Source organism: Paenibacillus pinihumi DSM 23905 = JCM 16419, assembly GCF_000422505.1.
Classification (GTDB): Bacteria; Bacillota; Bacilli; order Paenibacillales; family Paenibacillaceae; genus Paenibacillus_D; species Paenibacillus_D pinihumi.
Genome location: NZ_AULX01000036.1, coordinates 17,143 through 34,241, shown reverse-complemented (window position 1 = coordinate 34,241; position 17,099 = coordinate 17,143). Strand labels below are relative to the sequence as shown.

General features: G+C 48.1%; 13 protein-coding genes and 1 pseudogene. 4 read left to right on the top strand and 10 right to left on the bottom strand.

The genetic code is table 11. The features are described from left to right. Positions 1-105 precede the first annotated feature (105 nt). A complete protein-coding gene (locus tag H583_RS0112815) occupies positions 106-891 on the bottom strand; it encodes a VOC family protein (RefSeq protein ID WP_028560827.1) in 786 nt (261 codons plus the stop codon). Between the two features lie 232 nt (positions 892-1,123). Between H583_RS0112815 and H583_RS0112810 the strand changes: the two genes are divergently transcribed. From H583_RS0112810 to H583_RS37590, 3 genes and pseudogenes are all read left to right on the top strand, one after another. Then, on the top strand, positions 1,124-1,732 hold the full coding sequence (locus tag H583_RS0112810; protein WP_028560826.1) for a TetR/AcrR family transcriptional regulator: 609 nt from the start codon (positions 1,124-1,126) through the stop codon (positions 1,730-1,732). A 16-nt stretch (positions 1,733-1,748) separates the two neighbouring features. Beyond that, the gene (locus H583_RS0112805) at positions 1,749-2,498 is read left to right on the top strand and encodes a (S)-benzoin forming benzil reductase (RefSeq protein ID WP_028560825.1); all 750 of its coding nucleotides are present in this window, start codon (positions 1,749-1,751) and stop codon (positions 2,496-2,498) included. 177 nt (positions 2,499-2,675) lie between these two features. Continuing rightward, positions 2,676-2,839 (top strand): annotated as a pseudogene (locus H583_RS37590) (transglutaminase-like domain-containing protein); the annotation flags it as partial. 50 nt (positions 2,840-2,889) lie between these two features. Here the strand turns inward: H583_RS37590 and H583_RS0112795 are convergent. Together H583_RS0112795 and H583_RS0112790 are read right to left on the bottom strand one after the other, a co-directional pair. Next, the gene (locus tag H583_RS0112795) at positions 2,890-3,405 is read right to left on the bottom strand and encodes an ankyrin repeat domain-containing protein (protein ID WP_028560823.1); all 516 of its coding nucleotides are present in this window, start codon (positions 3,403-3,405) and stop codon (positions 2,890-2,892) included. A 108-nt stretch (positions 3,406-3,513) separates the two neighbouring features. Continuing rightward, on the bottom strand, positions 3,514-4,440 hold the full coding sequence (locus H583_RS0112790; protein WP_245585907.1) for a helix-turn-helix domain-containing protein: 927 nt from the start codon (positions 4,438-4,440) through the stop codon (positions 3,514-3,516). A gap of 113 nt (positions 4,441-4,553) precedes the next feature. Between H583_RS0112790 and H583_RS0112780 the strand changes: the two genes are divergently transcribed. Continuing rightward, entirely contained in the window at positions 4,554-5,531 is a 978-nt protein-coding gene (locus H583_RS0112780; protein WP_028560821.1) for a phosphotransferase enzyme family protein, read from the top strand. Positions 5,532-6,069: 538 nt separating this feature from the next. Here H583_RS0112780 and H583_RS0112775 read toward each other — a convergent pair. The 7 genes from H583_RS0112775 to H583_RS0112750 all read right to left on the bottom strand — a co-directional run bounded on the left by H583_RS0112775 (position 6,070) and on the right by H583_RS0112750 (position 17,026). Then, on the bottom strand, positions 6,070-6,738 hold the full coding sequence (locus tag H583_RS0112775) for a hypothetical protein (protein ID WP_028560820.1): 669 nt from the start codon (positions 6,736-6,738) through the stop codon (positions 6,070-6,072). A gap of 200 nt (positions 6,739-6,938) precedes the next feature. Then, complete coding sequence (locus H583_RS36110; protein ID WP_281170123.1) at positions 6,939-7,235, bottom strand: amidase domain-containing protein; 297 nt, start codon at positions 7,233-7,235, stop codon at positions 6,939-6,941. A gap of 556 nt (positions 7,236-7,791) precedes the next feature. Then, a complete protein-coding gene (locus H583_RS37585) occupies positions 7,792-9,885 on the bottom strand; it encodes a glycosyl hydrolase family 28-related protein (protein WP_051236392.1) in 2,094 nt (697 codons plus the stop codon). A 329-nt stretch (positions 9,886-10,214) separates the two neighbouring features. Then, positions 10,215-11,966, bottom strand: a complete 1,752-nt coding sequence (gene atzF / locus H583_RS0112765) for an allophanate hydrolase (protein WP_028560819.1) — start codon at positions 11,964-11,966, stop codon at positions 10,215-10,217. Further along, the gene (gene uca, locus H583_RS0112760) at positions 11,963-15,640 is read right to left on the bottom strand and encodes an urea carboxylase (protein ID WP_028560818.1); all 3,678 of its coding nucleotides are present in this window, start codon (positions 15,638-15,640) and stop codon (positions 11,963-11,965) included. Before uca ends, atzF begins: the two co-directional genes overlap by 4 nt. Further along, positions 15,633-16,307, bottom strand: coding sequence for an urea amidolyase associated protein UAAP2 (locus H583_RS0112755; RefSeq protein ID WP_051236390.1), 675 nt, complete (start codon positions 16,305-16,307; stop codon positions 15,633-15,635). Before H583_RS0112755 ends, uca begins: the two co-directional genes overlap by 8 nt. Beyond that, positions 16,304-17,026 (bottom strand): urea amidolyase associated protein UAAP1, encoded by a 723-nt coding sequence (locus H583_RS0112750; protein ID WP_028560816.1) that lies wholly within the window; start codon positions 17,024-17,026, stop codon positions 16,304-16,306. Before H583_RS0112750 ends, H583_RS0112755 begins: the two co-directional genes overlap by 4 nt. Positions 17,027-17,099: the final 73 nt, after the last annotated feature.

Below are 17,099 nucleotides of genomic sequence, written 5' to 3'. Positions count from 1 at the left end.
CTTATTTTACCATATCAAAGGAATAACCATAAGACTCTAATATCCAGAAATCCCCTCTAAGATGATATGTTCATCATTATACAAGAGCGGATGAACACTTCTAATCTATTTATTTGAAAAAGGCAAATTCAAAAGAGCTGGTGCTTCCGCAGGAAAGTCTGAAAGCCTTATACTCATCTCATATTCATATAATTTGAAATGAAGTGTACCGTCTGTTTCACTTTCATATGGAATATCCTTCTCAGCGAGACGGGATCTAATTTTATTCATATATTCGGAGCTACTTGCGCCGAAGCTGATTTTCATAGGCGGCACTAATGCTCTCATGGCAATCGGAATCCATTTGCGCTGCTTGGATACAATCACCATATGCGCGGTTCCGCCAATCGCAAACGAAAAATCATCCGCTACCTTATCCAGCTTGAAATCAAATACCTCTACCATCAAATTTCGAAAATCAATGACGCTGTCGACCGGAAAACCGATCTCTCTTAAATAAAGAACTTTGGTTTCTCCAGCGGCAGGGAGAATTCCCTCCTTCACATAAGGGTGCGCAATGATTTCAAGCAGATTGCCGTCCCCATCCCGAAAATAAAAATTCCTTCCCGTAGCATAATTGTCGATTTTCCGCCCGTCCGGCCATTTCAACAACGCGATAGATGCCCGATCAAATACATCAACAACATGGTCAAATTCAGAATAAGGCACTTCAAAGGCCAGATGAACAGGAGAAAGCGGCTGCCCCGTTTCATGAGTATGTTCACTTAGCTGGAGGGTAATTTCTCTATCCGATTCATAAGCAACCGGAATGTGAAGCTGGTCATGATAAAATCGTTTGACGCCTTGAATCGATACCGTATGTAACTGCAAATGCTCAAAATGGGTAATCATTGGCGCTCACACCCTTTCGAAATGATCCGTATGATGAGTTAGCATTGAACTTATTATACCTTTTTGTTTAAAAAGTAACAAGTACTAGTATTTCGGGATATTGTAAATGACTGCTTTCTTCTGAATATGAGCTCTGAAATTACTTTTTAACTATCGGTAGTTAAATTATTGACGGGAAATTTTGCTAGCGATTATAATAGGGATAACCACATTATGACTGGGGTGTTATGAAATGAAGAAAAAGGATCTTACTTCCATCCAACTGGTTGAAGCTGCTTTTGAGCTTTTTGCAGAGCATGGGCTGGAAAGGACAAGCATGGCCATGATTGCCCAAAAGGTCGGGATGACGAAGCCGTCTATCTACTACCACTTCTCTACCAAAGAGGAGCTGACCGGGCGGGTTTTCGATTACCTGTTTCAGGATCACTCGTTCAACACCTACTTCCATACCGCTTCAATCAACAAAAATGATTTTGCGCAAGCTTTGTATCAGGGAGGCCTGGGCATGCTGCCACGCAATGAAAATGATCATGTTGCGGTTATGCGGGTGATTAATGAATTTACAATCCTTGCCGAACGTGAAGAGCTGTACAGAGAGCGCTTGACCCGAATGCATCAGGAATTTGTGGGCGGGTTCCGACAGCTGTTAACCATTGGTGCAGAATGGGGGAATGTTCCAGCGGAACAACTTGATCACAAAGCTCACTTGCTTGCACTGGTCATTGATAATTTATCCCGCTGCATGTTAATGAGATTCGAAATGGATTACCCCGGTATTTGGAGAGAAACGGTGAATAGCGTTTTGAATGAGGAATGGAAAATCAGCGAAGCGAATTTGTGAAGGAGTGTATTATCTGATGAACGTATTTATTATTACAGGCACGTCAAGAGGAATAGGTGAAGCACTGGCCGCACAGCTGCTGGATGATTCTCATCATATTTGTTGTATTTCAAGAGCTGTCAACGACAAGCTCATCAATCTGGCAAAAGAGAAAAACAACCGGTTAAGCTATCATTCTTTTGATCTGAATCATATAACTGCAATGGATGAACTCTTCGCGGAGTTAATGGATACCATTCAACAACTGCCGGAACTTCATGCCATCTACCTGATCAACAATGCCGGCATGCTCTCTCCTATTGCTCCAATCGAGCACATTGATGCGACCGGCATAGCCGAGAATGTGACCGTGAATCTGCTTGCTCCAATGGTGATGACATCATGCTTTATCCGGCATACGCTAGCGCTGCCTATCGACAAGCGAATTATGAATATTTCATCGGGCTCGGCCAAATATTTGCTGCCCTCACAAAGCTGTTACAGCACTTCGAAGGCAGCATTGGATTCCTTCACCAAAAGCGTGAGTCTGGAGCAAATGAACAAGCCGCATCCTGTCAAGGTGGCATCTGTTTATCCGGGAATGATCGATACGCAAATGCAGGCTGAAATTCGCTCCGCAAGCCGGGAAAGCTTTCCCTATGTGGATCAATTCATCCAGATTGCAGATCAAGGGCAATTGCAGACAGCTGAATATACAGCCGGCAAGTTAATCGATATTTTGCTTCGCTTTGACTTTGGCAGTACAGTGGTGATTGAGGAGTTATAGCAAGCTCAGCATGACCGGGACAATTGGATATGGAAGTTTTAAAATTGCATATATATTCATTTAATTGGATAATAATTAAGATTATTATGATTACTATTAGAAGGAGAATCATGATGCAACTGATCTGTGAATCCGACTCTCTTGATGATTACTTAAAAGAAACCGGGGAAGTAGTGCTCCCTTCAGAAGTGGATTCGTCTGGATTCCAGAGGAAATAAGCCAGGAGTAGACGCGCAGTTCTCCCTTGATGAAGAAAGGTTGGCTTTTGAACTATAGAAGCATTGCATAAAAATACGGACTGTATGCATATGTGTCTCTACGGCTTGCCTTCAGCTTTGTAAAGCAGGTTGTTCCTCACTATCCACAAGCGAGGAAGCCTGCTGCAACAAAACTAAGCTTCAAGTCGGCGCAAAAGCTCGGCTACTTGCATATTCCCCTGCTGGACAGCCAGGCTGAACGGCGTTTCACCGCTTTCAATTTTTGCATGAACATCCGCTCCATACTCCAGAAGCAGATGGATAATCTCCTGATTATCATCATGGAAGGCCGCCGTATGTAAAGCCGAATGCCCATTGCTGTCCAGAATATTAGGGTCGGATTGATGCTGTAAAAGCAGTCTGATCACATCCGCATTGCGCTCCCCTGCTATTGCTGAATGCAGCGCTGTATTGGATGGAATATAAGAAACCTTGGAGCAAGATATGGCATTAACCTCTGCTCCGTAGTCGATTAATAGCTGTACAACCTCAAAATTGCCGAAATGGGATGCATAGCCCAGTAATTTCATCCCGTCTTCATTTTCGGAATTAGCCAGATGCGGCTCAGATTCCAAAATAATCTTGAGCCTCCGGGCATCACCCGACTGTGCTGCCTGGAATGCATGATGCAGTATATCCGTTATCCTCATATCGATTCCCCCATTTCGCTGCTTGTGCTGCATAAATTGAACAACTGTACAAATACACAAGCTATACCTCACATTATAAAGCTTAGCAAGATATCTGCTTCTTCAAAATCACCTATTTTGCCGAAACCTTGACGGTGATGTGGAAAATCGCCTGGAAAACAGACTGCTGAATGAACCGGGACTTTGAAATCCGATTTGCAAACAAATATCGGTTACCGATTGATTTGTAGTCAGAAGAAGCCTCTTGGACTCTTGCAGCCTCTTTTCAATTAAATACTGATGTGGCGACACGCCGAATAACTGCTTGTAGCTTCTAAGGAAGTGGTTTGTCGATAAACATGCGGCCTTAGCTATATCGCCCAAGCCAATCGGCTGATCAAAATAGGCGGAGATAAATTCATGTCCGATGTTTAAGCGCTTGTATAATTCCATTTGCGTGGAAACCTTTAACGATTGGAGCTTGGACATTTCCGTATGTACTTGCCGATGCGTTTCCAAAAGACCTTGAGCCAGCTCATACAGCCTTTCTTCCAGCCACATCCGTTCCACCTGTCTGTTTGTATAGACGGTTTTTATCTCAGATATAGTAGACGCCAGCCATTGATCCCCATAGGTTTTTTCCACAAATTCAACGGACATAAGCTTGGGCAAGCCGGGTTCATCCAATAATTGCTCATGGGATGCTAATAAGCTATGATACACCTCTTCCGCCATCTTCTCGGGAAAAAAGATACAAAAGGATTCCACAGGAGCTTTAGCTTCAATCGTAATTGAATACTCTTGATCCTGGTTCAACAATAGATAGCTTCCTTCACCCACTGCAAAATGTCCGCGACCCGCTTGATAGATAGCCCGGCCGTGTCTGAATGTTTTAATCGATAATGCACCTTTTCCCTTCCAAAAAAACGTGTTGCTTTCGGCATGCAAAATGGGATTGAAGGCTCGAACCGGATTATTTTCGGGCAATATACTCACCTTATCGAATGAATTTGTTTCCTCTTTTATTCTTCTTGGCTTTTTTCTCTTTTCCTGCACGGAGCCCGAATTCCATAAGCCAAAAATAATTTATAATCAAAGTATCCATCCTGTAATTATCATTATTTATGATACGATCATACTAAGCTAAACCATAAAGGAGAGATGCCCGATTGAATCAAGATTCAAGTATCGTCCAGGAGGCGTTGCATGACTACTCCATCAAATATAAATCATTCGAATGGATTGGACAGAGCGCAAATACGATTTACAAAATTACCGATCAAGAAAACAATAGCTATAGTCTTCGAATTCATACATCCAAAAGCGGGACCCTCGACAGCACCTGGATAGAACGAGATGTGATCCATTCCGAGATGATATGGCTGGAGAACTTATCCTGCGATTCGGATTTGACCGTACCCGTCCCTGTCAGAAATAGTCACGGCGAATTTATTACAGAGATTAAAAGCACCTTTTGCACCCTTTTGAAGTGGGTGAACGGGGAACAAAAGCCATTCATCACATCTGTTGATGAGGCCGGTTCCATAGGTGAAATGATCGGCAGATTGCACAAGCATTCTTCCATGCGGGGAGTACCCCGGCATTTCCATCGACCTTCCTTTGACACCTTCCGTATTTTGCAAGCACTGGAAAAGCTCAAAGCACTTGCAGATACCGGACAGCTTGAAGCTGCTTATGCTGAAACTCTGCAGCTTGCAGGGCAACGTATCACTCAGATGATGGATTCACTCCAGCGGACACCCTTGAACTGGGGAATCATTCATGCGGATTTAATTCCAAGCAACATTGTATTCCATAACGGAGAGGCCAGGCCGATTGATTTTGGCGCTTGCGGCTTCGGTTACTTTTTATTCGATCTGGGCTGGTGCTTCTCATATATTCATCCTGCATTGAGGCAGCCGCTGCTTGCAGCTTACTCCAAGCATTACGAATTGCCCGATAATTACATCGAGCTGTTAGAGGGCTTCCTGATTGCCGGGCAACTGGAAACGATGAACTTTTGGCTTGGGCTTCCGGATTTTGAACAATGGCTGCCGCAGCATATCGGCAAATTATGCGAAAGAGAGGTTGCCTCTTTTCTAAAAAATGATTCGTTCCTTTTCAGCGGCACACCTTACTGGGAATGATAGATAGGGAATAAAACACTCTTGTTATTTCAAACCTTTACGATTTGATCTTAGTACGGATACATGGGTATATCTTTTCAAAATCAAAAGCAATCAGGCATTCGGCAAACACAGGCATACCTTCAGGTCTGTAATCAGGTATATGGATTGTCAACAGCTGTACCGAAAATGAAAAGAAACATTTAACGAAGCTTCGCGGAAGCTAAACAGTTCCACGGGTTTCGCAATTGTCTGCTGCGGGGGTTGAACAACCTCATAGAATACACGTTGATGGCCGTGTTGTTCAAAATATGAAGAAGATCGTCCTCCACCTCGATAAGAGGGCACAAGGGGGCTTAACCCCTCTCATTCGCCTCATGAATTTCCAAAAACAAAAGAGAAACCCAACGTTTTCATTAAAAAAACGTGGATTTCTCTACAATCTTAGCAGGGAAATTCCTGCTTTGATTCTATTTTTATTCCATGGAATGAATCTATAAAAGTAGCGTCAGGAAAATGCGGATTTACAACGCTAAGCCCATTTTCCTGACACTATCCCTTATCGAGTAGAAAAATTCAATTTTATTATACCATCTAACTTCTTTACCCATTCACTATTATTCCAAATATCGGGGTTGTTAATCGTTTGATTTCCTCCACGAACCATGAAATCATAACTATCTTTTCTACCCGTATACCAATCAACAATGACTAGCTTGCCGTTTACATTGCGTACAAGAAACTCAGTAACTTCAGCAAAAGCACCCACAGTCTTAATAATTTCCGCAGGTAATTTTAAATAAAGAAAACCTCCATCCACATCATCCGTATACTCCACTTCCCAATCGTCAATCTTAATATCTTTCACATCATTAAGTTGGGCATAAATATCATATTCAGATTGAATTTTCTTTTGCGTATACTGTTTAAGGTTTTCGTTAGCTATAAATGTATCCAATTCAATATCGGTGCCGTTCCAGACCGCTTTATAATAGTCACTCAGAGCCCTCTCACACATTTCATAAGCCGTTTCAGAATCCTGAATCGATAGTTCCCCTTCATTTACAGCTAAATATTCGGGGGATTCTTGAACTTCATTCGGTTCAGTACTGGGCGCAGGCTCATTCTTTATAGGTCTTTCTTCGTTGTTTTCTTCCAAGACTGCAGATGTACATGAACTCAGTGTAAATAAGGCTATTAAGACTACGAACAGATAAGCAAATTTCATTGTATTTCCTCTCATTCTAATAGGAATAGATACTTTGATGCTACGAGTACTGTTAAAATATGTTAACACGATTCGTCGCCAATTTTCCCAATTCTTTATGTGCTTAAAAGTACTTAGACTAAGATTCTTCCCTCTAACAATTAGAATAGAATGTGTAAATACACCACTACAACCCGAAGATAATAGTGGAAAGTCTCCAATTATTGTAACTTCCACTTTGATAAAATTGCAGGATCTCCAAGTTCATAAGGGTGATTAGAAATAAACCAATCAAAAGTTGTATAATTAATAGAAGTTCTAGCTGGACCTTTTGTTGTATTGTTCACCAAAAAATTATGAAGATTTGGTACACCTGAAAATGATGAGGAACGATTACTCAAACGCCGATAATACCAACCAGTAGAAGAAATGCCTGTTCCATTTGTGTCATAGACAACTGCACCACCAGCTAGCAGTGCATGCGACACGAAATTTGTACAGTCCCAGTTACCAGATATTTGAGAAAATCGTTTTATTTCATGAATATATTATATTAAATTCAAAAAAATGTAAACCATTTTTTTGTATCCAATTCCCTATCCAAGATTACGATTACGGTTAAAAATATGAACACAATGCGGACTCTACACAGAAATCAGTGCTTGCCACCAACTCGGGGAGAGCGCTGCGACGTCAGGCTTTCAAGCACTGATTCTTAGATTGAGCCAGTATTTTTGGAGCTTTTTTCTGGACCTTGCTAACCGTTATGTTACGACTTGTTTAGTGAGCCTAAGTTCTGTAAGAATTTCTTTATAGGACTTATCCTATTGAACATCGCCTTAGCGGCCTACGCATCTGCCGCGGAAGTACACCGATCCCATAGTTTATCCAACCAGCCCGTACCCGCTTGTCTGTCGTTAAGGTGAAGAAAAACGATTGAAAGAGTTGCTAGTTTTTTAAAGTTGTGAAGAGGAGCTGCTGCGGCAGCTCCTCTTCTGTATTTGTTGCCAGGGATGGGTTTATCGTAAGATGTTCAGTGTGAAGCAGCATTTCTTGTGGATTAAATGAAGGCGCTTACTTCTTTACTAATTCAAAACTGTCAAATGCTGCCCAGTTATTGGCGTTGGCATCGTTCCAGATACCGATTTCGACTTGGCCGTTATTGACCATAATATTGTCGATGGTGTACTTGGTATACCCCGTAATCGGGTTGCTGCCGATTTCGGCCGTCAGTTCCGCAAAGCCGTAATTTCTGGCGAAAAGCCGCAACACATTCTGTCCTCCCCCGGAGCGGACCCATACACTAGCCGAGTATGTGCCGTTCGGTACGCTTACCTGCTGGTACGTTAATTGCTGGTATGCGGCGGAGGCCCAGTGGGTTAATTTGTAGGTTCCTTGGTGAGGAAAATCAGTATCGACTTTTTGCGCAAGGACACCGTTGTCCCACCCGGTCCATCCGTTCAGATTCCCCTGTTCAAAGCCTGGATTTGTCAATAGATTAACAGGGTTGGGATTAGGGTTTCCCCCGCCGGCCAATCTCTTGGCTTTTTGGTCCAGATACAACGATTGCGGCATCAAATCTGCTGCTGTGCCAATCCCTTCGACAAAATCCTGTGGCGCCGAGGGATCGCTGGCGGAAATTAGATATTCCACCGCATTCGCCGGTCCGCGTGTACCGATAACATAGCCGTTGCCGAACTGCCTTGATTTGACTACGGCGGATTGGCCGGATTGGTATGAATTCCCGGTTGTATTCCAAAACACCGATTGGGTCGTGGTCCATCCGTGCTGAACGGTTCCGTATGGCCGGTACACAGCCTCCAGATAATCTCCGTTCATCGTCATGCTGTCGAACAGGTTAGCTGCAGACAGATGCATATGGAAGTCTGAAGCGAGGCTTGGCCAATTGGAAGTGTTGTTAAAAAAGACGTTGCCGTTTGTCCACATGCTGGACATGGTGAAGCTGTGTCTGGCGTTGGTAGCAACAGAGTTTTGAATCAAGTTATCGCTGCCTTGAACATGATACAAGTATCCGTTTCCGCCTTCTCCCCGGTATTGGGGCTTTTGAAGATTCGAGTTCTGGATTGTGATGGAGCGGGATTGGTTGATTACCACCCCATGGGACAATACGTGAAAATCCGAGCTGTTGGAGCTTGGCCTATAGGAATTCACGTTGTCCATCCAGCTGTTCCTGGCATGGGTGAAGGTGACAGCTTTGGAGGCATGGACATCAAAAGCGCCTGTACCGGGTTTGTTGAAGTCCAAGTTGCCCCACCCTGTTCCCGTATGCTGCCTCATGCCGATGGCGAGATTTTCTATGCCGGCCTCGGTGATGGCTTCACCTACCTTGTAGACGCGGGCGTTATCCCTCGTCTTCAGTGTATACCGGATCGGAATGTCTACAATCAGTGTGTTGGTAGCCGCGTCAATGCCGGTTATTTGCCGGTAGAAGGTCTGTCCCCTTAAAGAAGAATTCCACAGACCGGTCATATTGTGATCGGCGATGAAGGCATTCGTGGCATCGGAGCGGACGATGACAAAATCGTTAATTGTGTATCCGCTTACACTATTCACTGGAATTCTTGTGGCCAGAGGCTGAATATCACTGCGGATGGAGGTGGGGGTATTCGTAGGTGTGAACCAGTCTCCGGAGTTAATGGGCGCTACACGAATGACTGATTTGTCCCGCATGCTGGTGGAGTCATTAAAAATATAAGTGGACGACTTGCCCGCTCCCCGGAGCACCACATTGTTCCTGTTGATATGGATAGCGGTGTTGCTGGACCCTTGCGGTCTGACGCGATAAGTGCCCGGAGGCAAATATACGATGCCGCCGCCTGCACCGCCTGCAGCATTAATAGCATTTTGTATCGCATTGGTGGAATCAGCGCTACCGCTCGGGTCCGCACCGTATTGGGTTACAACATTATAGGTAGCTCCAGGCGGATTTGCGGGGATATTTTTCTCGCCCCGCCAGTAGCCTGCATAGCTGAAATCTTGCAGAAACCGGCCTTGAGCATCCTGGTAGCCGGGAGTCCAATTATCCGGATACAGCGAGCTTCTCCAAGGCGGTCCTGCACTGGCTGTATCAACAGGAATGACAGTCGTGATAATCAGGGCGCATATCGGCAAGATTGCGATTAGTTTGCTAAACCATTTTTTCTTCATAAGTTAAGCCTCCTTATCGTTTTCAAAAGGTCCTTACCATCGTCTTGCCTGCTATTCCATTTCCATCACCCCCTTCATAGAAGCTTATATTGTTTTCATGAGGAATCCACGACCATTTCGCATGATTCTATTCCAATTTTTCAAAAAAATTTTTAAGAAAACGATTACATTTTAGTATACAGCAATATAAAATTTCCTCCAAGTCCCATTATAACCTTTTTTCGTATTTAATTAAGTATGACGTTTTGTTAATGCAAACTCAAAAAAAGAACGCCGCATTCAATCGGCGTTAATCGGCGTTCTTTTCTGCTTTTAAAAATCCTGTTGCATCAACGAATAGCTCCGGGAACGTTCAACCAGTTTCTCCATCCGCCTGACACGGTAATATTCAACCCCGCTTCCGTCGCATAGCTTTCGCACAAGAAACCAGGTACAACACGCCCGTCCGCCAATTCGATCTTGCCAATGCCAAGCGGAGCCGGGATCGAGGCTGTAAATCTTCCGAAGGCATCAAGCGGCATCTTCCATAGCTCCACCAAAATCGCAGCGCCTTCCCCCTCCCCTCCTGCCCGTACGAGCCCGGGTTTGGGCGGTGTCGTGGGAAGCTGATACATTTCATACAATGGAGCCGTTTGTGTTTCTTCTATAAAAACAGCTCCCAAACCCAGCATCTGCTGCTCCAGTGCCATCCCCCTCATATGCAGTCCACATACGGCTGCTGTAATGCTCTCTGCTTGCCGCAGGAATGTCCGCGCAGCAGGGCCCAAATTCGCCTCTTCATCCGCAAGTGAAAACAGTGTGATGCCAAATGGGAGTTTATCATCCGCTTCACCGGCAGGAATTGCAATCGCGCTCAAATCGAGCAGATTGCAATGATTCGTATAAAGCCCCATTTTGCGATTCGTCCCGACAGGATCGGCTTCAACCTGCCCGCGTGTCCAGGTGCCACCGGCTGTAGGCATAACCAGAACAGCATTCTTTAGCAAAGTCTCCGTCTTGCGCCTGATTTCTGCCAATCGATGACGGGCACGATACAGTGCCGAAGCTGTATAAGCTTCTTTTGTGCCGGAGCGGAGTATCTCTTCCGTAACCGGAAGAGATGACCCCGGATGACCAGACACAAAAGTCTCCAAATCGGCCCACCGTTCTGCAACAAGCGGCCCCTCATACAGTAATGCCGAAGCTTCCAGCAGCATGGAAATATCCGCTTCCACTACCTCGCACCCGGTCTCGGTAAGCATCCGTTTGGCCCGCTCCCAAGCTTGCTCATAAAGACCTGCGAAGGAGCCGAAAAATTCCAGCGGCCCTTTAGGAACAAGGAAGAGATCAGGCATAACCGGGCGTCCCAGAGGGCGATCAGCCGAATAGGGATCACTGTCCGCATAGCCCCTTGCCTGCCGGTCAGCAGCCAGACAGTCTTCGACAGAATGAGCGAACACAGTCACACAATCCAGACTGCGGCAGGCCGGAATGACACCTTCTGACGGCCAAGAACCGACAGCGGGTTTGTAACCGACCAGGCCGTTTAAAGCCGCCGGTACCCGTCCGGAGCCAGCCGTGTCTGTTCCCAATGCGAATGCCGCCTGCCCACAGGCTACTGCGACGGCAGAACCGGAGCTCGAACCTCCGCTAATCAGTTCAGGACGCAGCGCGTTATGCGTCCCTCCGTAAGGACTTCGCATACCGACAAGCCCTGTAGCGAACTGGTCGAGATTGCCTTTGCCCACCGGGACCGCACCTGCAGCAATAAGCCGCTCGACTACGGCCGCATGGCCCGTTGCCGAATAGGCAAAATCTGGACAAGCTGCCGTTACCGGCCAGCCTGCGACTTCAATATTGTCTTTTACAGCGAAAGGAATTCCCCATAACGGGTACTTATCCGGATTAACGCCCTCCAGATCGTCGAGGTAAGGACGAATCCGTTCCATTGACGGAGGCATGATCCATATATGACGCTCTGCAGTTGCCTCCGATCGTTCGATAATCGCCCTGATAACATCCACCGGGGTAAAGCTCCCGTTCCGATAACCCTGTCTTATGGCATCAATGGTCAATAACGAAGGTACAGCTTGTTTGCTCATGATGCAACTTCCTCCTCTTCCGGAAAAATGGCCGCAATACAGTCGCCAGCGCGCACCTGGTCGCCAGGAGAAACGAACACGGACGCAATTACACCGCTGAATGGCGCCTGCTGGTGAAACTCCATTTTCATGCTTTCTTCTATAACAATGGTGTCGCCCTTGTTAACCCTCTGCCCCGGCTCCACAAGCACTTTCCATACAATGCCGGACATCGAGCTGTTCATGGCCATGCTGCCCTCCGGCAATATCTCTTCATCCTGGGCAGCCGCCGCCTCTGATTCATCAATATGCTCTGCAATACCAAGCTGCTTCCATAGCTCTCTTTCCTGCTGAAAAGCGGCTTGACGCGATTGCCTGAACTGGCCGGACTCTCCCTGAACCGTCTCCAGCCAGGCCAAATACTCGCCCAAACGGAACGTTGTCTCTTCCGTTTCAATGATAAAATCTCCCCGCAGGAAATCCTCTCTCATCTGCGGCAGCTCTTCTTCGGTTACCGGGTAGAAGCGGATTTGGTCAAAAAAGCGGAGCAGCCACGGCTTGCCAGGCTCAAAATTGGCAGTGGAACGAAACTTGTTCCACATTTGCACGGTTCGCCCCACAAACTGGTAGCCGCCCGGGCCTTCCATCCCATAAACGCACAAGTAAGCCCCGCCAATGCCAACAGCATTTTCCGGCGTCCATGTCCGGGCAGGATTGTATTTGGTTGTGACCAGACGATGGCGTGGATCAAGCGGCACCGCAACAGGCGCCCCCAAATATACATCCCCAAGCCCCATGACAAGATACGATGCGTTAAACACCACCTCTGCCACTTCTTCAATAGAGCCTAAACCGTTAATCCGGCGGATAAATTCCAGATTGCTCGGGCACCATGGCGCATCCGGGCGAACATTTTGATGATAGCGTTCAATGGCCAGCCTTGTCGCCGGATCATCCCATGAAAGCGGCAGCTTTACGATTCTTGACGGCACCTCGATGGATTCCAGGGAAGGCAGTGTCAAGTCCAGCTCCAGAACACGGTCTGCTGCTTCCTGCACAGTGATACGCTTCCGGTCCAGGTGAATTTGCAGAGAGCGAATGCCCGGGGTCATGTTGATATACGGAATGCTGCCGCTCTCCCTGACAGCCTGCATGAGCACATACACCTGGAAGCGATATAATAAATCAAGCTCACGGTCGCCATACTCAACCAGTATGTTCTCATCGCCCGAGCACCGGATGGCAAGCTTGAAGCGTCTTCCCTTTTCCTCGTATGCAAGCAAAGGACGGTAATTTCCGCTGGAACGCACAGGCAGAAGAGGCAGAACAGGCGCCAGCTTCGAGCCAGCAGCCAGCTCAGAATGATTAACCGGCATCCCCATCCCGCTAATCGCACGCAGAAAACACTCCTGTTCCTGCCGCAGCATATCCGCTTCTTCAACCGTAATCAATTGAAAACGGATATTGTCACCCGGGCGAAGCTGCCCGATCTTCCACAATTCAGCCGATGCCGTTGTGACCGGACAAACAAAGCCTCCAAGACTCGGACCATCCGGTCCCAGAAGGATCGGCATGTCGCCTGTCAAATCCAACGCGCCGACCGCATATGCATTATCGTGAATATTGGATGGATGAAGCCCGGCGTCACCACCGTCCTCTCTGGCCCATAATGGAGCCGGACCGACCAGCCTCACCCCCGTCCGGGAGCTGTTAAAATGCACTTCCCACTTCGTATCAGCCAATTGTTCCAAATAAGCGGGAAGCAAATATTCCTGTGTGCAATGCGGACCCGGAATAACGCCGATCGTCCATTCATTCACTAGATCCGGACGGGACTCTTCAGGGAGGGATTGCATGCGGACTGGCTGTATTTGATCAAATTGCGCTTCCGGCTTGACCCGCAATACCGCTCCGGGGCGCAGTGCGCTGCCGCCATGGCCGCCAAAGCCCCCAAGCGTAAACGTCGAGGCACTCCCGAGAGTAAGCGGCATATCCAACCCGCCCTCAACCAGCAGATAGCCGCGCATCCCCACTAAAGATTCGCCAACAGCAAGCACCGCACCCTGCGCTGCTTTTACCGGCGTATAGAGGGGGACCGGCTCACCGTTCAGCTCCGCTGACATATCAGCCCCAGTCAGCACAAACAGCAGGCTGTCCCGGAACCGGTAGGTGCCTCCGCGAAGGGTCATTTCCAGGCCTGCAGCAGACTCATCATTGCCAAGCAGCAGGTTGCCCAGCCTGAATGCCAACGCATCCATAGGACCTGACGGCGGCACCCCGATATCCCAATAGCTGATGCGCCCCGGATAGTCCTGCACCGTCGTCTGGATTCCTCCATCCATAACTTCTATCGCCCGCTCGACAGGTGCGAAGCCGCTAAGCATATTTGTATAGACATGACCGGATAGAAAGCTGTCCGTTCCAAGAAAAGCCTCAATGTAGGCCTGATTGGTCGTTATGCCGTACACGCGCAGTTCCCTCAGACATGCAGCCATCCGGACAATTGCGTCTTCCCGGGAATCCGCATGGACAATCAACTTCGCCAGCATCGGATCATACAGGGTAGTAACCCCGGCACCAGGCTGAATCCATGTCTCCACCCGCACATTTTCCGGCCAGACAATGCCGTCAATCTGCCCGTCGCTCGGACGGAAATCCAAAGAGCAGTCCTCGGCATAGAGACGAACCTGCAGGCTGTGTCCCTGCGGCTCCCGCAGCCTTTCCGCCAGGCTCCGCAATTCTCCGGCAGCCTCCAGCACCATCCATTCCACCAGGTCAATGCCCAGCACTTCCTCCGTCACCCCATGCTCCACCTGCAGCCGGGTATTTACCTCCAGAAAATAGTAGCGCATGTTATCAGCGTCGTACAAAAATTCTACCGTCCCCGCATTTCTGTACGATGCGACAGCAGCCAGCCTTCGGGCACTCACATGCATTTCTTCGCGAACAGCCTCCGGCAGCAGCGGAGCGGGAGTTTCTTCAATAATTTTCTGGTTGCGGCGCTGCACAGAGCAATCCCGCTCTCCCAGCGCCACAGCCTCCCCACAGGAAATTCCAAAGATTTGCACCTCAATATGTCTCGCACGCGCAATATATTTCTCCAGAAACACGCCGCCATCATTAAAATTGACCGCTGCCAGACGCGTCACAGACGCATATGCTTCTGCCAATGCGGCTTCGCTGTCACAGATGCGCATTCCAATCCCGCCGCCCCCTGCTGTGCTTTTCAGCATGACCGGGTAGCCAATTATCTTCGCATGTTCGGCAGCCTCATCCAGACTATTCATCAATCCAGTCCCTGGCAGGAGCGGCACGCCTGCCTGCTGCGCCATTTCCCGGGCGGTATGCTTCAGGCCGAACAGCTCAATATGCCCGGGAGACGGCCCTATGAACGAAATGCCTTGCTCCGCACAAGCTTTGGCGAAAGCAGCATTTTCACTTAAAAATCCATATCCGGGGTGAATGGCATCCGCCCCGCACGCAACCGCAGTCTGTAAAATCAGCTCTGCATTCATATAGCTTTCCTTTGCCGGCCCTTCACCGATCTGAACCGCTTCATCCGCCAGTGTCACATGAAGGCTGTCCCGGTCAGCACGGGTATAGACAGCTACGGATGCAACACCCATTTTTTTCAGCGTACGGATAATCCGCACCGCAATAGCACCACGGTTGGCAATCAGTATTTTGTTATACATGGCTGTCTCCTCCTTCCTTGTTCCAGATCAGCACACGGGCAGGTGTCGGGTTATAGGCGTTGCACGGATTATTGAGCTGCGGACAATTGCTGATCAGCACGGTTACCGAAGCAAGCGAAGTCAGTTCCACGTAACGGCCGGGCCCGGAAATGCCGTCTGCAAAGGCAAGCTTCCCTTCCGGAGTTACGGGCACATTCATAAAGAAATTCACATTGGGAGCCAAGTCGCGCTTGGTAAATTCGCTGCGGCCGGACAGCATCAGCATAAAGGTATCCCGGCAGTTGTGCATAGGAAGCGTGTCATGGGAGTAGCGAACCGTATTGCTTTGCGCGGAGCAGGCACCGCCAATCGTATCATGCCTGCCGCATGTGTCCGCGGTAATTTGCAACAGCCCTCGCCCTGATTCCGCCAGCAGCACTGAGCCTGCTGTCAGATACAGATTTTCCTGGCCTGTAATTGTACGGATTGCACTGTAATGGTCCGAGGGGTCTTCCGTGGAGTAAAACAAGGTGTCCACCGCCTGGTTGCCCTCCATATCCACAATTCGAAGCACCTGTCCAGGCAGCAGATCATGCAGCCAGCCTTCTCCGGCCAGGATCATATGGTCATAGACGGCATCCTTCGGGTCAAGCTTGCTGGTTACAGGAATAAATGTGGCTATTGTCATGATCGGTTGGCTCCTCTCATCAGCTCGTAAGCGTTCCAGGTATTTTCAAAAGCACGCCGGTTCTCGCCGCAATGGTTCAGGCAGCTGTCATCCTCAAGCAAGGATGGCGCATCTCTCACTTCAATCTCAATGGCACTGTCAGGATATCCGGTATCCGGGTCCAGCGGGTTCGGCGTATTTGAGAGAACGATCAGCACATCCATCTCTGTCCGCAGTGTCACGGTACGCCCCTTCGTTTCCTGGCTGACATATCGCATGGAACCGTCCGGCTCGCATACGACCTTGGAGAAAAAATTGACCGGAGCCGTCAAATCCCTTGGTGTCAGCTGGTGTCTGTACATTTCCGCCGTCAAATTCTCCGCGCCGCTGCGGTACCAGCCGTTGCGCTCTGTCTGATAGCGGGTCAATCCGTATTTGGCATCCGTTCCGCTTCTCGTTGTATAGCCGGATAATGGATCATGCCAGCCGACAGAATCTGCCGTAATTGATACCATTGCCTTGCCCTGGTCGCTCATCAGAATGTGGCCTTGGGTCAAGTAAGCGGTATGCTGCGCCTTTAAGGTGTCAGGCATATTGTAACGCTCCGAAAAATATGGAGCATGGTACAACAAAGCCGAAAGATTGGCCCGGCTGCCCAAGGCTTTCATGTCAATTAACTTCCCCCGGCCAATGATGCCGGACCATTTTCCCCCTGCTTGAATCGTAAAAACCGTTGCCATATGGCATCCCTCCTAAAAATAAGCTGACAAGCGTGAACGACTTTGGCGTCCTTGGAAAAGACGGGTAAAAGCT

Coding starts and splice junctions, on each gene's coding strand:
- H583_RS0112815 (WP_028560827.1), bottom strand. CDS start 891: ATGATTACCCATTTTGAGCATTTGCAGTTACATACGGTATCGATTCAA.
- H583_RS0112810 (WP_028560826.1), top strand. CDS start 1,124: ATGAAGAAAAAGGATCTTACTTCCATCCAACTGGTTGAAGCTGCTTTT.
- H583_RS0112805 (WP_028560825.1), top strand. CDS start 1,749: ATGAACGTATTTATTATTACAGGCACGTCAAGAGGAATAGGTGAAGCA.
- H583_RS0112795 (WP_028560823.1), bottom strand. CDS start 3,405: ATGAGGATAACGGATATACTGCATCATGCATTCCAGGCAGCACAGTCG.
- H583_RS0112775 (WP_028560820.1), bottom strand. CDS start 6,738: ATGAAATTTGCTTATCTGTTCGTAGTCTTAATAGCCTTATTTACACTG.
- H583_RS37585 (WP_051236392.1), bottom strand. CDS start 9,885: ATGAAGAAAAAATGGTTTAGCAAACTAATCGCAATCTTGCCGATATGC.
- atzF (WP_028560819.1), bottom strand. CDS start 11,966: ATGAGCAAACAAGCTGTACCTTCGTTATTGACCATTGATGCCATAAGA.
- uca (WP_028560818.1), bottom strand. CDS start 15,640: ATGTATAACAAAATACTGATTGCCAACCGTGGTGCTATTGCGGTGCGG.
- H583_RS0112755 (WP_051236390.1), bottom strand. CDS start 16,307: ATGACAATAGCCACATTTATTCCTGTAACCAGCAAGCTTGACCCGAAG.
- H583_RS0112750 (WP_028560816.1), bottom strand. CDS start 17,026: ATGGCAACGGTTTTTACGATTCAAGCAGGGGGAAAATGGTCCGGCATC.